We start from the raw sequence: 17827 nt of genomic DNA on the forward strand, positions 1-17827 counted from the left end.
CGGTGCGGGTTTCGGTGCCGGCTTCGGCGCGGGTTTCGGTGTAGGTTTTGGTGCCGGCTTCGGCGCAGGTTTTGGTGCTGGCTTCGACGCGGGTTTTGGTGCCGGCTTCGGCGCGGGTTTTGGTGCCGGCTTCGGCGCGAGTTTTGGTGCTGGTGTTTTTGTTTTCTCAGCAGGATTTTGTGCTGGTGTTTTCGGTTTCTCAGCAGGATTTTGCGCTGGTGTTTTCGATTTCTCAGCAGGATTTTGCGCTGGTGTTTTCGATTTCTCAGCAGGATTTTGCGCTGGTGTTTTCGGTTTCTCAGCTTGATTTGGCGCCGAAGTTGTATTCTCTTTTACAATCTTACCGTTTTTAGATACATCCTTTTCTTGAGCAGAAACATGCTGAGCCGAAAAAGGAAAGGCTTCAGTTGTATCTGCAAATGAAATAAGTCCCAGTGTTGCAGTTGCTAAGCTGGTTACTAAAATTTTTTTTGATTTTTTCATAAAAATCTCCATTATTTTAACGATTTATACCTATAGTATACCATATACTTTATTTTGCTTTCAAATCAAATATTAAATATTCAGAAATAAATCTAAAACTTAATTGAAAAATCCATAGTTATATCACTTTCAACTCATACAAACCTCTGACTGCATTACAGCCATAGATAGTTTCCGCTTGGTTCAAGTCTGCCAAAGTCAAGACTTTTTCCTCTACCTGTCCTGTTTCTAGCAAATGCTGACGGTAAATTCCTGGCAAAATTCCAAGTCTGATAGGCGGTGTATAGAATTTTCCGGCAATTTTCAGAACCAGATTTCCAATGGAGGTCTCAAGCAGTTCTCCTGACTTATTGTGGTAAATCTTCTCTTGCTCCCCTAGGCTCAAATGCGGTCTATGAGTTGTTTTAAAGTAGGTAAAGGATTGATTCAAATCTGCTTCTTGCAGACAAAGTTTGGCTTTGCAGAAACTTGGACTAAGGGGTGTTAAGATTTGGCGACTGAGTTCTATCTCTCCAGATTTGCTGAGGCTGATTCGCAAACGGTAGTCTTGGTAGGAAGCACAAGCTTGACACTCTTCCTCTATCTTTTGTCTAAAGTATTCTGAATCAAAAGGAAAGGCAAAATATCGACTCGCCTTTGTCATTCTTTCTAAATGTTGTTCTTCAAACAACAAGCTCTTCTGGCTGATTCTCCCAGTTGTAATCAATTGGAAACGAGCTTGTTTACGATAGAGTACAGCCGCTTTTTGATGAACCTCACGGTATTCAGATTCCCAGGTGCTATCCCAAGTAATCCCTCCGCCAACCCCATAGATAGCTTTCCCTTGATGCAGTTGGATAGTCCGAATGGCGACATTAAAAATTCGTCGCCCATTTGGAAGCAAGAGACCAATCGTTCCGCAGTAGACTCCTCTGGGTTGTGGCTCCAAGTCCTTGATGATTTTCATGGTCGCAATTTTGGGTGCACCCGTTATGGAACCACAAGGAAAGAGAGACCGAAAAATGGCAACCAAGTCCACATCCTCTCGCAACTGACTCTTTATGGTCGAAGTCATCTGCCAAACGGTTGAATACTGCTCCACTTGACAAAGACGTTCTACACGCTCACTGCCCACTTCAGAAATACGGTTCATATCGTTGCGTAAGAGGTCCACAATCATCATATTTTCAGAGCGATTTTTAGGATCCTGCTTCAACCAAGCTGCCTCTTGCAAATCTTCATCTTCAGCCAGGCCACGTTTAGTTGTTCCCTTCATTGGACGAGTCGTTAATTCTCGGTCATTTTGCTCAAAAAAGAGCTCTGGGCTCATGGAAATCACTGCCATCTCATCATGTTCAACATAGGCATTGTAACCCGCCTCCTGTTCTACCACCATGCGATTGTAAATGGCAAAAGGATTGGCACTTAAATCTTGCTTGAGTTGAACAGTGTAATTTACCTGATAGGTGTCCCCCTGACGCAAATGATGGTGAATCTGGGAAATAGCTTTTTCATAGTCCTCTGCAGATGTTTGTTCCCGCCACTTTGAAGGCAGATCTACTTCTTCATAAGTCAGAGGAATAGGGGATGTTTCCACCCTATCGTGAACGGTAAAGTAAAGCAAATACTCGCCCAGTAGAGGAAGCTTGTGAACTGCTAATTTTTCCTCAAAAGCAGGTGCAGCCTCATAGCTGACATAGCCCACGACATAATAGCCTTGCTCTTGGTAGCTTTCCACTTGTGCCAGCAAGTCTGCCACTTCTGATAAATCTCTCGTTTTTAACTCTTTAATCGGCTGGGTAAAGGTGTATCTCTCCCCCAAAGCCCTAAAATCAATCACTGTTTCTCTATGCATATCTTAAGTATAGCACAAAAAGGCAGATGCAGCTTAAGCTGATCCACCTTTTTAGTCATTTCGACTTTATAACGATGCTTTGGCAAATAAACTTCCAGAGAATCCATCTGATTTTTGAAGGAGCTGTTTGTAAACCTTCCATTTAAGATCCTCAGTATTTTTATAATGATTCTTTATATTTGGATTTTCCATGCTATCTAGGTCTTTTTGAACAGCTTCATCAAATAAGGACTTCAACTCAGCATAAGTAGAGATAGATCTGCCATTGATTTCGATTGTAGTAAAGCCGTTTTGAGCTTTGTCATAGACTTCTTTATACCAATGTTTCTTCCATGCTTCAAGAGTATCAAATTGGCCATCAGAGACTTTCTTGATAATGAAGTCATCACCCAACAACCCTTTGTTTTCCTTGTTGGCTTCCGCCTTATATTTGTTTGAAGCGTAACCAATAAATCCGTTAAGATAACCATAGTATCCCCACATACGGAAAGCATTATGTTTAAATGAAATCGAACCAACTGTACTCTTGCTAGTATTACCACCAAAGATACCCGACATCATATTTACGGTTTGGTAAGCACTGTCAAAACCTTCCGAACGATAACGTCCATTCCCTGGCATACCATGTTTTGTAACAAAGTTATGATCAACCAATTGATCAATGCTCGTAATCGTCAATTTCTTCTCATTATCCGTTAAATCACGTAATTTATCCCATTGATGTGGCTCGCCTTTCAGATTGTTTCGCTCAGCGTTCGTACGCCATTCTCGGTCCATCTTTTTGAACCACTTGCTGTTGTCGTTCAAGTGTTTTCCAATAACTGCATCTGCTTCTAGATGATCCAGCATCATCAGAGCCTCGTTATAGTTCTTCATATAGTGATCAATTTCTTCACGGTTCTTTAACTTGTTTGGATCATAATTGTAGATTTGATTGCCATCATTCTGACGTTCATAAGCCATGTTCAAACCTAAGGCACCGTATTCACCATTTGGATTTGTCAACGATGGTGACTGGAGCATACCTTGCGCAAAGGACTCTAAGTCCGTCCCTTCACGATGATACCAACCACCATAGTAAGCCATACGATCATTCACATGAGTCGTTTCATGCGTAAAGGCCGATGTACCAAAATCACTTATCAACTCTGTCATAACAAAGTAGACAGCATCTTGCTGATTTGGAGCGGCAAAGATATAAGCGTAAGCACCATATCCATACTGATAACCATGATAGTTATGGATCCGTCCAAAGAACTCTCGAATCGGAGCATAATCTGGTTTCCCATCCTTGTGACCATATCGGTTTGCCCAACCGATACCCGGCGCATCATGATTGTCCCAAACAGGTGTAGGAACACTATTTTCACTCTTGAGGAGCTTATTACGTACATTATCAGCAGCTAATTTTGACCAAAAGTCTAAGTAGTTCACCTGCTCTTTTGCTCTTTTATTGATTTCACTCTTGAAGGCTTCACGAGCCTCCTCAGTATTCTTACCATATTTTTCAAAAGCACTAAAAGAAATGGTATTATAGGTCGAAATCATGAAAAGATGCGAGTTCTTCAAGTTTAATAGAGGCAAAATCATCCGACCATGCACGCCATTATTAATCCCTTCATACAGACGATACTTCTTATGAGCAAAATCGGGGTTCAATGATGGCTGTTCTACCACATAAGCATTCTTTTCAATTGCCTTTTTAAACCAAACATTCATATCGGTTTCATTTGTAAACAATTTCATGTTATATGTTAGAAACTCATGAAGGCTTCCTTTACCTGTAGCACCTGCAATCACTCGACTATACGCATCTTGGGATTGGTCGCCCTTAAGATTATTCTCTTTTGAGCCGATAGTGATCAAGCGATCTAAGACATTCACGTTCTTACCATAAAAATCTGGTTTAAACATCATAATATCTTTGATCGATAATCCATCATATTTAATGCCATAGTATTGGTTCAAATAAGCAAGCCCCATCATAATGTTGGCCTTATTGTCTTCAACTTTCTTAACGAAAGCACGTTGAGCTGCCTCATCATCATTTAGTTGATGATCTTCATTTTCAACAATTTGTTTCACCAAGTTTCCAAGATTTTGTTTTACTTCATCAAAACTTTCTTCTAAGAATAAATCGCGAATGTAACCATTTTTCCGTTCATCCGTGTTTTCTTGCGGTTTGTTCCGCTTGTCCATAAGAGCGCGCACTTCAGGAGAAATCAACTCCACACTGGATAATGTTTCTTTTGCCTTTGCAATCAAACCAGAACGATCTTTCACTAGCATATTTGGCGTATAAACGATATTCTGGTTGGTCACTTCGTACTCTTTGACTTGTTTTACATCAGAGTCAGCTTTGCCAGTAACGGCCAATTCTTCTTTGGTACCATCAGCATAGTGAATCATGATCTGATCAATAGCTGACAAGTCTGTTACAAACTGCCCATTTTTCAAACCAGTAACAGAAAGGACTTCTTTGGTCACCAATTTTGAACTAGCATCTAGTTTATTAGCTTGATTGACAATCCACTCCTTATTATAGAATGGTTGTAATTTTTCAATATTGCGATAGGCAAGTTCGCGGTCAGCTCTATAGTCTTGAATGGCCTTGTACTCGTCTTCACGGTGTGTCAAACGGTTTAATTTATCTACAATAGGCTCATTGATTTCATACTCATGCGCTGTGATTCCCAGAGCAGCAATTTTCTTGTCTGCTTCTTCTTGCGAAATAGACTTAATACGATGCTGTTGTTTAGAATATCTATATGAAGATTTTCCTTCACTCACACCAGTAACAACAAAGTTTCTGTTCAAGCGGTCACCTGTCCAATAAGGATCATCATCAATATCAGATGAGCCATAGAAAATCTCACCGTTCTTAACTTTCATCATTGAAACAGTGTCTTCAACGGAACCCAAGGCATTTGTACTGCCTACAACACCACCCGCGCTAATCGGTTCTCTCACATCGATAGTGCCTTTAGCTACAGATTTTTTAATGGCTCCGTCCCGATAAACTGCATGGTTGTCCCCACCATTTTGTGACCAATAGGCGATACCAGCAACTTTCGCTTTATTACCCGTTATTTGTGCATCAACATAGGCCTTCTCAACAGAACCCTTCCAGTTTTCTCCAACAATTCCAGCAAGAAAGGCGCCTTGGTTCCCACCAGCATGAAGCTTACCAATGAATGCCACATTTGTTAATCTACCGTTATTATCAATTTTATTGATCAAACCTGATACGTCATTATTTCCAACAACTATACCCGTTACTTTCACATTATTGATCGTTGTGTTTTTTATAACAGCAGCCAAGGGAGCAACTCTATTGGCCCATGGCATATGAATGTTTACCTTACCAAGGTTAAGGTCATGGATGTGGGCGCCTTCGGTATCACCTAATAGTGGACGTTCCAAGTTATGAATCGTATACTGTTGACCGTCTACACTTGATAGCTTGCCTCGGAATTTCGTCGTTACATATGATTTACCAGCTGCAGGAACATTGACCGCATTCAAGTCCGCACCAATTTTAAATTCACCAGACGGATTGACCTGCATAGCCTTTACAAGTTCATTGAAATCGTAGTATACATTCTCCTCATGAGTTTTTGGTTTGGCAAAATAATGGACGTATTCTTCACTGAGCTGGTTACCATCTGTATGCTGAACGAGGTCAGGCGCTTTGGCAGTGACCTTATAAAGTGTTTTCCCATCAACTGTCACTTCTTCAATTTTGTCAATCGCAAGACGCGTCATCTTATTATCACGTGTAGCAATTTTTAGATAGTAAGGTCTTACATCACTTGGAACAGAAGTTAAGAAACTACTATCCATTTCCACGCCATTGTCGTCAACACTTATGAGGCTTGTTTCTTTTATATTTTTAACTTCGACCTTTTTTAAATCAATTCTCAGTGGTTCTTCTTTGAGAATTTCTTCCTCGTTTCCTTCACCACGATCATAAACCATTTTTGTTTCGAGTTTATAATCCTTGTAATACTGCAAATCTGTTAGAGTTGCAGTCAAGTTATTCGGTGAAACCGTCATGGTTTTGACAACTTCGTTGCCTTTTTTCAGGGTTAAAGTGATCGATTTAATCGCTGCCTTACTTGGATTTTCCAGATTATAGTAAATCTGAGATGAGCGTTTCAAATCCTGAATATCAACCCTTGAAAAAGTCAACACTGGCTTTTCGAAGTTTTTGGTACCTAGTTTAACAATACGGTTTTGGGCTAACTCGATGACCTGTTCAAGAATTTCAGGCGCTTCCTGCGTCTTGATTCCTTTGATGGTCTTGTAGGTTTTGATAACCTTTTTCTGACCGTCTTTTCCTTCTTGGACCGTAACTTTATCGCCCTTTTTCAGTTGCGCGTCTTCTTCGACTATCTCCTTAAACGGAATTTTTTCAAGACTTTCTTCTACAAGAGTTCCTTCTATTGGTTTCGTACCATGACTTATTTTTTTAGTGACTGGTTCTTTGATGACAGTGGTTGTTGTATTTAAAACTTGGTCAGTCTCAACACCTTCGACAGTTTTATAAGTCGTTTTGGTAACTTGGATTCCTTTTTCACCGTTTTGAACCACTGTTTCTTCGTCAGTGTACTTTGTAGGATCATCAATGATTTCCGTCTGGTAATCAATCTCTGCGATTGTGTCTTTAGTAATTGTTCCTTCAGTTACTGTATATTCTGAAAGGTCCTCTTGAACAAGGGAGTCACCTTCCTTGCCGGGTTCTTGTGTACCTTTGCTCTCAAGTTTCCCAGTATACGTTGGCAAACTATCTTGAATTAGTGATTGACCTTCCTTACCAGTTTCCTGAGTACCTTTGCCTTCAAGTTTTTCAGTATAGGCTAGCAAACTATCTTGAACAAGGGAGTCACCTTCCTTACCAGTTTCCTGGGTACCCTTACTTTCAAGCTTTTCAGTGTAGGCTGGCAAACTATCTTGAATTAGAGATTCGCCTTCTTTTCCAGATTCCTGAGTGCCTTTACTTTCAAGCTTTTCAGTGTAGGCTGGCAAACTATCTTGGACAAGGGATTGACCTTCCTTACCAGTTTCCTGAGTCCCTTTGCTTTCAAGCTTTCCAGTATAGGCTGGTAAACTATCTTGGACAAGGGAATCGCCTTCTTTACCGGATTCCTGAGTACCCTTGCTCTCAAGTTTTTCAGTATAGGCTGGTAAACTATCTTGGACAAGGGAATCACCTTCTTGACCAGACTCTTGTGTACCTTTGCTCTCAAGTTTTCCAGTATATTCTGCCCGAGGCTCTTGAACTAAGGATTCACCCTCTTTTCCAGCTTCCTGAGTACCCTTACTCTCAAGCTTTTCAGTATAGGCTGGCAAACTATCTTGGACAAGGGAATCGCCTTCTTTACCTACTTCTTGAGTGCCCTTGCTTTCAAGTTTTCCAGTATACGCTGGCAAACTATCTTGAATTAGAGATTGACCCTCTTTGTCTTCTTCTTGAGTGCCTTTGCTTTCAAGTTTTTCAGTATAGGCTGGCAAACTATCTTGAACAAGGGATTCACCTTCTTTACCAGACTCCTGAGTACCCTTGCTTTCAAGTTTTCCAGTATACGCTGGCAAACTATCTTGATCGAGGAGCTTCCCTTTTTTAGAAAAACTAGCTACTTTTATGTCAGTTCCTTTAAAATAACCAATATACTCATATCCTCCAATATCGATCACACCTTTCGCTAGTTCTTCATTTGAGGAGGCCGAGATCGTTTGATTGTAAGAAAGTAATTCTTTATTCTCAAAGGCAAAAGTAGCAAAAGGAATGAAGTTGCTGACACCAAGAGAACCAATCAAAAGCACTCCAAGAACTTTCTGACGCTGTTTTTTAGACACCAAAAAAACAGCTAAAGATGCTGTTGCAAGACCAAAACCTGCTAAAGCAAATTCTTTACTTCCTGTATAGGGAAGTTGTTGACTGTTAATTGCTTTCTTGCGATAAACCACATAAATAATATCTTCATCTTGAAATTCTGTAGGAACTTCATGATGAATCAAGGCTTTTTCAGACTCGGTTAATTCTTGCTCCGCCAAATATCGATAATGGACTGAATTCACTTCAGCTAATTCATCTGCTTGGACTTTACCAGTTAATAACAAGCTGGCACCAACAAGAAAGGCCCCGATTGCTACAGGACCAACTCCAACAGTCAATTTACGAATAGAATACTTTAGGTTTTTTTGAAACTGTTCTTTTCTTTTTTTCATTCTCATATCTTTCTAATAGAATCTTCTGGATACTGCGCACGCGCACCCCCGATGAGTTTGGGACGACTAGCTAGAGCGGTTACATGGGCATGACCAATCTCACGCAAAACTGGTCGAATCGGAACCTGCACATGCTTGACATGCATGCCAATTGCGGTATCTCCGATATCAATTCCCGCATGAGCCATGATGAACTCCACCTCAACAGGGTCTTTCATAAACTTAAAGGCAGCTAGCTGACCTGAACCGCCTGCATGAAGAGTTGGAAGGACACTGACGATTTCCAGACCAAACTGCTCTGCCACCTGGCGTTCAACAACGAGGGCACGATTGACGTGCTCACAGCCTTGAACAGCTAGGTGTATTCCTTTTTCTTCTAGGATATCTAGGATGGTCTTCACAATGATTTCCCCAATTTCTTGGCTGGATTCCTTGCCAATATGGCCACCTAAAACTTCGCTAGAGGATAAACCTAGGACAAAGAGGCTTCCTTCACGCAATCCAGCCTTTTCCAAAACATCTTCAATTACCTGCTGTGTTTCTGTTTTAATTCTACTTTTGTCCATCACTCTTAACCTCATTTTTCTCCTACTATCATATCTTTTTTTACTGATTTTATCAAGGCGAACTAATCACTCAGAGTTGACAATGCAAAAACTTTAAAAATGAATTTTCTTTTAGTAATAAAGTAAAGAGTCTGGGACAAGAATGCTTTTCAAAAAAGTAACAACTAAAATGACCTGCTCCCTAAAAAGTTAAACAGAAGATTTAGCTTTTTTAGCGGAGCAGGACAAATCTCCAGCGATGCTTATGTTATCTGAGTTTGAACATAGTGAGCAATGACATCTGATGTGTACTGGGCTGTTCCAGAACCAAACTTGTCAATGTTTTCCTTAAACTCTGGGTTGTAGACGTATCCTTTGCCGATATGGCCAAATACCTCAATAGAGCAGTCAAATCCATAAGTACGAAGGGCTTGCAAGAGTTTGGCTGCCTCTTCTTGGTTTTCGGTTGCTGTTGTAGCTAGTCCATTTTTAAGATTTTGAGCCAAAGCTTGAAAAACTTGGTTGAAGGCGGCTGTGGCCTCGTCTTCGCGACCTTTTTGGCGTTCAAGCGCTTGTCCCATGACTTCTTGACCATATTTCTCTACCGCCTCTTGGTGGTATTTTTGATTGTCTTGATAGCTAAATCCAGTGAATTTTTCCTCAATCGTCATTTTTCTTTCTCCTTTTTGCTCTTGAATGGTTTTTTGCAAGGTGGAAATCAAGGTATCCAGATGTTGCCTTTCTCGAGTCAAATAGTCCAACTGCCTGGTCAAATGGGGCAATAAATCTGTCCTTTCTTCCTTTAACAGCTCTGCTATTTTTTCTAAAGAAAAACCTAGATATTTGTAATACAGAATAACCTGAAGGCGTTCCAAATCCTCCTGACTGTAGGTTCGATAGCCGTTTTCCGACTTTAAGGGAACCAAGAGCCCTATCTTATCGTAGTGGTGCAGGGTCTTGACAGAGACACCTGAAAGCTGCGCAGCTTCTTTTATATGGTACATGATTTCCTCCTTACAAGAAATAGTATAACCCCTCCCCTTAGGTCAGAGTCAAGCGTTTTTGAGAAAAATTTTTAACTTTTTGAGAAAGGTGTGAAAACTTGAAAATGGTTTTCTTGACAGACCTTAGAAAACATGATAGGATAGTCAAGTCTATCAATCAAACAGAAGGCTCATAGAGAGCCATTGAGAGAAGGCTATTTGACAATTCAAGTAGCCTTTTCTTATTTTAAAAACGAGATTGGAGTTTAAACTATGTCAGAAAAATCGCAATGGGGCTCAAAACTAGGCTTTATTCTAGCATCTGCTGGTTCAGCCATTGGGCTTGGTGCCGTTTGGAAGTTCCCTTACATGACTGCTGCTAACGGTGGAGGAGGCTTTTTACTGGTCTTTCTCATCTCCACTATTTTAATCGGTTTCCCGCTCCTGCTGGCTGAATTTGCCCTTGGTCGTAGTGCTGGCGTTTCCGCTATCAAAACCTTTGGAAAACTGGGCAACAATAGCAAGTACAACTTTATCGGTTGGATTGGTGCCTTTGCCCTTTTTATCCTTCTCTCCTTTTACAGTGTTATCGGAGGATGGATTCTGGTTTATCTGGGTATTGAGTTTGGGAAATTGTTCCAACTTGGTGGAACGGGTGATTATGCTCAGTTATTTACTTCAATCATTTCAAATCCAGCCATTGCCCTTGGCGCACAAGCTGCCTTTATCTTATTAAATATCTTTATTGTATCACGTGGGGTCCAAAAAGGGATTGAAAGAGCTTCGAAAGTCATGATGCCTCTGCTCTTTATCATCTTTGTCGTGATCATTGGGCGCTCTCTTAGCTTGCCAAATGCCATGGAAGGGGTTCTCTACTTCCTCAAACCAGACTTTTCAAAACTAACTAGCGCTGGCCTCCTCTACGCTCTGGGACAATCTTTCTTTGCCCTCTCACTAGGGGTTACAGCCATGCTGACCTATGCTTCCTACTTGGACAAGAAAACCAATCTGGTCCAGTCAGGGGTTTCCGTCGTAGCCATGAACATCTCGGTATCCATCATGGCAGGTCTAGCCATTTTCCCAGCCATGTCAGCCTTCAATATCCAGTCTGAAGGGGGACCAAGCCTGCTCTTTATCGTCTTGCCCCAACTCTTTGACAAGATGCCTTTTGGAACCATTTTCTACATCCTCTTCCTCTTGCTATTCCTCTTTGCAACGGTTACTTCTTCTGTCGTGATGCTGGAAATCAATGTGGGCAATATCACCAACCAGGACAACAGCAAGCGTGCTAAATGGAGTGCCATTTTAGGAATTTTGACCTTTGTTTTTGGAATTCCTTCAGCCCTTTCTTACGGTGTCATGGCAAATGTTCACATTTTTGGAAAGACTTTCTTTGATGCTATGGACTTCTTGGTTTCTAATCTCCTCATGCCATTTGGTGCTCTCTGCCTGTCACTTTTTACAGGCTATATCTTTAAAAAGGCTCTTGCCATGGAGGAACTACACCTTGATGAAAGAGCATGGAAACAGGGACTTTTCCAAGTCTGGCTCTTCCTTCTTCGCTTTATCATTCCAATCATCATCATTGTGGTCTTTATCGCCCAATTTATGTAATCAAAAAGGACTTGAGTAATGAACTCAGGCCCTTTCTTTTTTATGGATGGCTAACAATCAATTCCAAATCTTGTCCTTCTAGGCTCCAAGCTTCAACATCACTAGGTAAGATAAAGTGGCTACCTTTTTGGATTGGATAGTTTTTTCCGTCAACAGTAAGTTGACCTTGACCAGCCAAGACACTAAACAAGCTATAGTCAGTTGTCTTTTCAAAGTCAACTTTTCCAGTGATTTCCCACTTGTAAACTGCGAAGAAATCATTAGAAACAAGGAGAGTGGAACGTAAATCATCAGCTTTGATAGTTACGGGACGGCTATTAGCAGGTTCACCAATGTTCAAGACATCGATGGATTTTTCAAGGTGAAGTTCACGCAAGTTGCCCTTGTCATCCTTGCGGTCAAAGTCATAGACACGGTAGGTTGTATCACTAGACTGTTGCGTTTCAAGAATCAAGATACCTGCTCCGATAGCGTGCATGGTACCACTTGGTACATAGAAGAAATCTCCTGCCTTAACTGGCACTTTTGTCAGCAAGGCATCCCAGTTTTTGTCCTCGATTTGCTGACGGAGTTCTTCTTTTGATTTGGCATTGTGGCCATAGATAATCTCAGAACCTTCGTCTGCTGCGATGATATACCAGCACTCTGTTTTTCCGAGCTCGCCTTCGTGTTCTAGTCCATAGACATCGTCTGGATGAACTTGGACACTGAGCCAGTCGTTGGCATCGAGTATCTTGGTCAACAGTGGAAATACAGGTTCTGGACGATTGCCAAATAATTCACGATGCTCCGCATACAATGTAGCTAGGTCTGTTCCCTCGTAACGACCATTAGCGACCTTTGAAACCCCATTTGGGTGGGCTGAAATAGCCCAGTATTCTCCGATTTTTTCACTTGGGATATCGTAGCCAAACTCATCACGTAGCTTGGTTCCACCCCAGATTTTTTCTTGCATAACTGATTGTAAAAATAATGGTTCTGACATCTTATTCTCCTGTCTGTTTTTCTCACTTCATTATAGCAAAAAACCAGGTCTTATTGAACTCTTTTTCACACATTATAAAGTAGGGAGAAGATTTTATAAAAATAGTGACGAAATAATCTTTTACTTGATGGAGGAACCCCTAAAGCAGCACTCAGAAAGCTCGCTGTCAACGGCTGTTTTCCTCAACTCTCATTAGACTTCCTTTACTTGAGAATCTATTTTTATGTACAAAAAAAGACTGAAACCAGTCTTCTTTTAAATCAAAGCTGTGATAGCCGTTACTAGGCCAAAAACGATACCTGGAGCATTAGCAGCCGCAAGGGGGATATCTCTTTCCTTTTTGAAAAGACCGTAGTAAACCCATAGACTACAGTTGATGGCTGCGACCAAGGGTTGGATGAAGTTTCCTTTTTGACCAGCTAGATTGTTCATGATTTGTGGGAAGTAAGAGACATACATCATAACAGACATAAAGGTCGCTACCCAACCCAAAATTTTCATTTGTTTTTCAGACATTTTCAAAACCTCTTTCATTTTTATGAATCATATTTTATAATCTTTCTTCAAAACAATCAAGACTTTGAAGCTTTTGTTATGAAGATGTAAACTATCACAATCTTGTGATAAGAAAGAGGAAACAGAAAAAGACCGGATTGCTCCGATCTTTTAATAATTCACATTCTCAATTTCTGTTTTAAAAATAGCTAAGGTTAACGTCAAATGATTAAGCGCCCTACTTCATACGATAAAAATCAATCACTAGACCAGCAGGTCCCTTAACTAGCAGCGACTCCGTACCCCAATCAGTTACAGCCGGACCGTGTAAAATGTCGGCACCAAGCTCTTTCAACCGTTGGTAGTTCTGGTCTACATCCTCAACCTCAATGTGAAGAATGATGCCTGACTGAAACTTTTCCAAAGGAATCAAATGATTTTGAGACAACATAAGACAGTGACTGCCAATCGTGAACTGAGCAAAACTGTCATCAACATAATCAGACTTTTTATCCAAAATACGCTCCAAGTCAGCACAGACTTGAGGAACATCTGAAACGATAAGATCTAATTGATTTAAATTCATTTGTATACACCTGAATAGATTATTTATAGTTCCTCTATGATACTAGCTACCTTTCGTTTTTTCGTTTTCATATTATGTGTAGATTCATATATTTTATATATAAATTCAACTTGATTAGATAACCAAGAGAACATATTTACAAATTTTTCTTCACCAAATAGCTCTATTCCTTCGTTAATATTCATAAAATAAGTGTGTTCTCTTTTTTTCGAATTAAAAATCTCATAATCCTCTTTTGAAACGAAATCTTTTTTATCATTCTGGTACTTATTCAATCGAGTTAATAGTATTAAACCATTACATAAATATTTATCTTTAATATACAAACTACCCCTATATTTTTGATTTTCTTCTTGTTCTTCAATAGAAAATCTATCAAATAATGTTTTTAAAAAAAATTAGCAGACCTTCTTTTTCATAAAGTTTAATAATATTTTCCATAACAGGTTTTAGAATAATATAGTTTACTTTTTCATTTTGCAAATCAAACAACATGTAAAAATATGAATCCGTTTGTATTGTTGAAGATTCTCTGAGCCATCCATCTAATAGTTTTTCTTGAGTAATATCGGGTAATTTACAAGTGTACCATGCTGAAAAATATTCTTGAAAAGAGCGATGAGAGAATCTATATTCTAGTCCTTCTTTCACAAGCATACAGACAGAATGCACTAAATCTTCCTGAAAGTCATCAACATTAAAACTAAATTTGTCTTTGAATTTTTCTTTCGCACTATTAATTAGTTCATGTAATCTTGTTTCAGAAAATTCATATTCTCCTTTAAAGTATGATTTAAAGCAAATGTAGGAGAATACAAGTTTAAAATCCTCACAACTTAAACCACTTCGTATATCTCTTACAAATGAATCTTTCGTAGCATCATGTACATTAAATAGAGTTACAAATGCTTCCTCGTAAAAATCATTTAAACGCTCAGGAATTGATGCATGTTTTTGGAATGTTAATAACATAATTGTCAATAATCAAGGATTAGAAGCAAATGATTTATATTTTTTATATAATTTCTTATCTAATTCCTCAGAAAAGATTGATTTTGCCGTTTCATCAAAATCAATCTTATTAATTAGACTCAATGCTTGTTCTTTAGTTAATGGTAATGACTCAAACTCACTAAAATCTGACCAGCCTATAAATTCTGTTGATGGTCTAGAGGAAACAAAAACTTGGTTTGAGGCATACCTTTCACAGAACACCTTAATTTCTTTAGTAATAGAAGCTTTCTTATCATGGTGAATTTCATCAAATCCATCTAAAAAAATTATGTAAGCACCTTGTTCTAAGCTATCGTCAAAATACTTTCTTTCCAACCTAAATCCATTTGATACCAAAGTTTTAAATATTAAATTTGAAATACTTAATTCTTTATTCTCTAAAGTGTTCAAACTTCTTAATTCGATAAATACTGGAATAAAATTTGTAACTTCCATCGAATTTAAAAAAAGATGTTTAAACAATATTGACTTACCAATTCCACCAGTTCCTGTAACTAAAATTTTACTATCAATTTCTAATAAATTATTAATATCAGAAGAAGAGAGTATTTGACCTGCATAAGATATACCTGTAGCTTCATAAAAAGAGTATAGATCTTTTCTTTCTCTCCTATAAATAATAGTTTTTATTTTACCATATCTGTCCTTTGTATTTTTTAGATAATCTTCATATGCTGTTCTATATTCAATAGCTGCACTAGCATCAAGATCTTTAAAATAACTTTTAATTTTTTCCCAACCTAGATTAATTCCACTCTTTACTATATCAGTTGCTACACTAGTTACTATAGCTTTTCCGTCAATATCCATGCTAATCTCCTTTTTAATTTCACTATTAGTCTTATTTTACCATAAATAAAATTTTCCAAACAAATTTTTAATATGCCATAGGTCTATTATATCACTATTTGTAAAAAAATATATGAACATATGTTACCTCAAGGACTTAATACGCAAATTTAAAAGAGACTGGGACAAAAGTCTAACCTTAAATATAAAAAGCGAACAAAATCAGTTATCTGACACTCAGAATTCTGTCTTGTTCGCTTTTTTGTCTAATCTATCGATTTTAAAAATTTATAATAAAGAATTCCTAAAATCAAAATCTTTTTGTCCCAGACTCTTTTAAATAACAATTTTTCTTAGAGGAATTATTTAATTGCGCGTGATTGCAATCCTTCTTCTTCCAAGAAGAGGCGGAATGGTACGAGTTCTTCTGCTTCGTATTTTTCCTTGAAGGCTTTGATTGCTTCTTCTGAGTGAAGTTTTGGATCGAGTTCAAGTACTTCTACTGGAAGTGGACGATGTTGAGAGATGCGAGCATCGATCACAACAGTTTTACCTTCTTTATTGAGTTTCACAGCTTCTGCAACAACTGCATCGATATCTTCGATACGATCAACTGTAAATCCTACAGCACCTTGCGCTTCAGCGATTTTCGCGTAGTCCGCGTTAGGGAAGTCACAACCAAACAAGTGTTTGTTTGTGTCTTCGTATTTGTCCTTGATGAAGGCATATTTACCATTTGAGAAGACAACGTTGATAACTGGAAGGTCGTATTGAACGTTTGTGATCACGTCTGGGTAGCACATGTTGAATGCACCGTCACCCATGATGTTCCATACTTGGCGATCTGGATTGTCTTTCTTAGCAGCGATACCACCAGGAAGGGCAATACCCATTGTCGCAAAGAGTGGAGATGTACGCCACATGTTCTTAGGTGTCATGTGAAGGTGACGAGTAGATGTTTGAGTAGTGTCACCTACGTCGATTGAGTAGATAGCGTCTTGATCAGCATGTTTGTTGATTGCATTGTAAACTTGGTACAATTGCAGTTCACCCTCAGTTTTACCTTCGAGTTTATTCATGTAATCTCGCCAGTTTTGGTTGTTCTTAACGTTTGCACGCCACCATGGAGTAGACTCAACTGGGTTTACTTTGTCAAGGATTGCTTTAGCTGCTTGACCTGCATCACCAAGGATAGAAGCGTCAAGAGCATGACGTTTACCAAGTTTGTAAGGGTCGATATCCACTTGGATGAATTTTTCAGTGTTCTTGAAGGCTTCGTAAACTTCAGCAAATGGGAAGTTTGAACCAAGGAAAAGAACGGTGTCTGCTTCAAAGACCACTTCGTTGGCTGGTTTCCAACCAACACGGTAAGCAGAACCTGTCAAACCTTCGTAGTTCCATTCGAAAGCTTCAAAGTTTTTACCAGTTGTGATGATTGGTGCTTTGATTTTACGTGACAATTCAGTAATCACTTCACCAGCTTTAACACCACCATAACCAGCGTAGATAACTGGGCGTTCAGCATTATTCAAGATTTCAACAGCTTTGTCGATTTCAACTTCGTTCAAGGCAGGAGCGATGAATGAACGTTCGTATGAACCTGAACCGTAGTATGAGTTTTCGTCGATTTCTTGGAAACCGAAGTTTACTGGGATTTCAACAACAGCTGGACCCTTTTTAGAAACTGCAGCACGGCAAGCTTCGTCAATTACTTTTGGCAATTGCTCAGCATAAGCGACACGTTTGTTGTAGACAGCGATACCATTGTACATTGGGTTTTGGTTCAATTCTTGGAAAGCATCCATGTTGAGTTCGTTAACTGGACGTGATCCAAGGATAGCAAGGAATGGAGTGTTATCCATAGCTGCATCGTAAACACCGTTAATCAAGTGAGTCGCACCTGGACCACCTGAACCAACTGCAACCCCGATTGAGCCGCCGAATTTAGCTTGCATCACCGCTGCAAGAGCACCTGTTTCTTCGTGGCGAACTTGCAAGAAGCGGATATCTTTGTCTTCAGCCAAAGCATCCATCAATGAGCTGAGTGTTCCTGATGGGATACCGTAGATTGTGTCTACGCCCCATGTTTTCAATACGTTGAGCATTGCTGCAGATGCAGTAATTTTCCCTTGAGTCATAATGATAACTCTCCTTCAAAATAATTTCATACATTTACAAAAAGCGCTTTTATATGTTGTTTGAAAGCGATTCAGTAAATTTACAATCCTAATTTACCACATTTACTTTGAGTATCCTAAGAATGTGCTC

The 17827-nt window shown here is 39.3% G+C and carries 11 protein-coding genes and 1 pseudogene; 1 reads left to right on the forward strand and 11 read right to left on the reverse strand.

The annotated features are described in order from the left end of the window. From SORDD05_RS09940 to SORDD05_RS09050, 5 genes and pseudogenes are all read right to left on the reverse strand, one after another. Nucleotides 1-483 (reverse strand): annotated as a pseudogene (locus tag SORDD05_RS09940) (N-acetylmuramoyl-L-alanine amidase family protein); the annotation flags it as partial. Nucleotides 484-601: 118 nt separating this feature from the next. Next, the gene (pabB, locus tag SORDD05_RS09035) at nucleotides 602-2317 is read right to left on the reverse strand and encodes an aminodeoxychorismate synthase component I (protein WP_061419252.1); all 1716 of its coding nucleotides are present in this window, start codon (nucleotides 2315-2317) and stop codon (nucleotides 602-604) included. A 66-nt stretch (nucleotides 2318-2383) separates the two neighbouring features. Beyond that, nucleotides 2384-8548 (reverse strand): ZmpA/ZmpB/ZmpC family metallo-endopeptidase, encoded by a 6165-nt coding sequence (locus tag SORDD05_RS09040; protein ID WP_061419255.1) that lies wholly within the window; start codon nucleotides 8546-8548, stop codon nucleotides 2384-2386. Nucleotides 8549-8550: 2 nt separating this feature from the next. After that, nucleotides 8551-9114, reverse strand: coding sequence for a TIGR01440 family protein (locus tag SORDD05_RS09045; protein WP_061419258.1), 564 nt, complete (start codon nucleotides 9112-9114; stop codon nucleotides 8551-8553). Nucleotides 9115-9356: 242 nt separating this feature from the next. Continuing rightward, nucleotides 9357-10097, reverse strand: a complete 741-nt coding sequence (locus SORDD05_RS09050) for a MerR family transcriptional regulator (RefSeq protein WP_061419261.1) — start codon at nucleotides 10095-10097, stop codon at nucleotides 9357-9359. Between the two features lie 252 nt (nucleotides 10098-10349). Between SORDD05_RS09050 and SORDD05_RS09055 the strand changes: the two genes are divergently transcribed. Then, the gene (locus SORDD05_RS09055) at nucleotides 10350-11690 is read left to right on the forward strand and encodes a sodium-dependent transporter (RefSeq protein WP_061419264.1); all 1341 of its coding nucleotides are present in this window, start codon (nucleotides 10350-10352) and stop codon (nucleotides 11688-11690) included. Between the two features lie 40 nt (nucleotides 11691-11730). Here the strand turns inward: SORDD05_RS09055 and manA are convergent, their stop codons facing one another. The 6 genes from manA to spxB all read right to left on the reverse strand — a co-directional run bounded on the left by manA (nucleotide 11731) and on the right by spxB (nucleotide 17697). After that, nucleotides 11731-12675 (reverse strand): mannose-6-phosphate isomerase, class I, encoded by a 945-nt coding sequence (gene manA, locus SORDD05_RS09060; RefSeq protein ID WP_061419267.1) that lies wholly within the window; start codon nucleotides 12673-12675, stop codon nucleotides 11731-11733. A gap of 255 nt (nucleotides 12676-12930) precedes the next feature. Beyond that, nucleotides 12931-13191 (reverse strand): SemiSWEET family transporter, encoded by a 261-nt coding sequence (locus tag SORDD05_RS09065; RefSeq protein WP_001291473.1) that lies wholly within the window; start codon nucleotides 13189-13191, stop codon nucleotides 12931-12933. Nucleotides 13192-13408: 217 nt separating this feature from the next. Further along, nucleotides 13409-13756: a VOC family protein gene (locus SORDD05_RS09070; RefSeq protein ID WP_061419271.1), complete on the reverse strand. Its 348-nt coding sequence runs from the start codon at nucleotides 13754-13756 to the stop codon at nucleotides 13409-13411. Nucleotides 13757-14131: 375 nt separating this feature from the next. Further along, complete coding sequence (locus SORDD05_RS09080) at nucleotides 14132-14728, reverse strand: NACHT domain-containing protein (protein WP_061419278.1); 597 nt, start codon at nucleotides 14726-14728, stop codon at nucleotides 14132-14134. A 12-nt stretch (nucleotides 14729-14740) separates the two neighbouring features. After that, on the reverse strand, nucleotides 14741-15580 hold the full coding sequence (locus SORDD05_RS09085) for an NACHT domain-containing protein (RefSeq protein ID WP_061419280.1): 840 nt from the start codon (nucleotides 15578-15580) through the stop codon (nucleotides 14741-14743). A gap of 341 nt (nucleotides 15581-15921) precedes the next feature. Next, nucleotides 15922-17697 carry a pyruvate oxidase gene (gene spxB / locus SORDD05_RS09090; protein ID WP_000191808.1) on the reverse strand — a complete coding sequence of 592 codons (1776 nt, stop codon included), beginning with the start codon at nucleotides 17695-17697 and terminating at the stop codon, nucleotides 15922-15924. Nucleotides 17698-17827: the final 130 nt, after the last annotated feature.

Origin of the sequence: Streptococcus oralis, assembly GCF_001578705.1 — a bacterium.
GTDB classification, from domain to species: Bacteria; Bacillota; Bacilli; order Lactobacillales; family Streptococcaceae; genus Streptococcus; species Streptococcus oralis_J.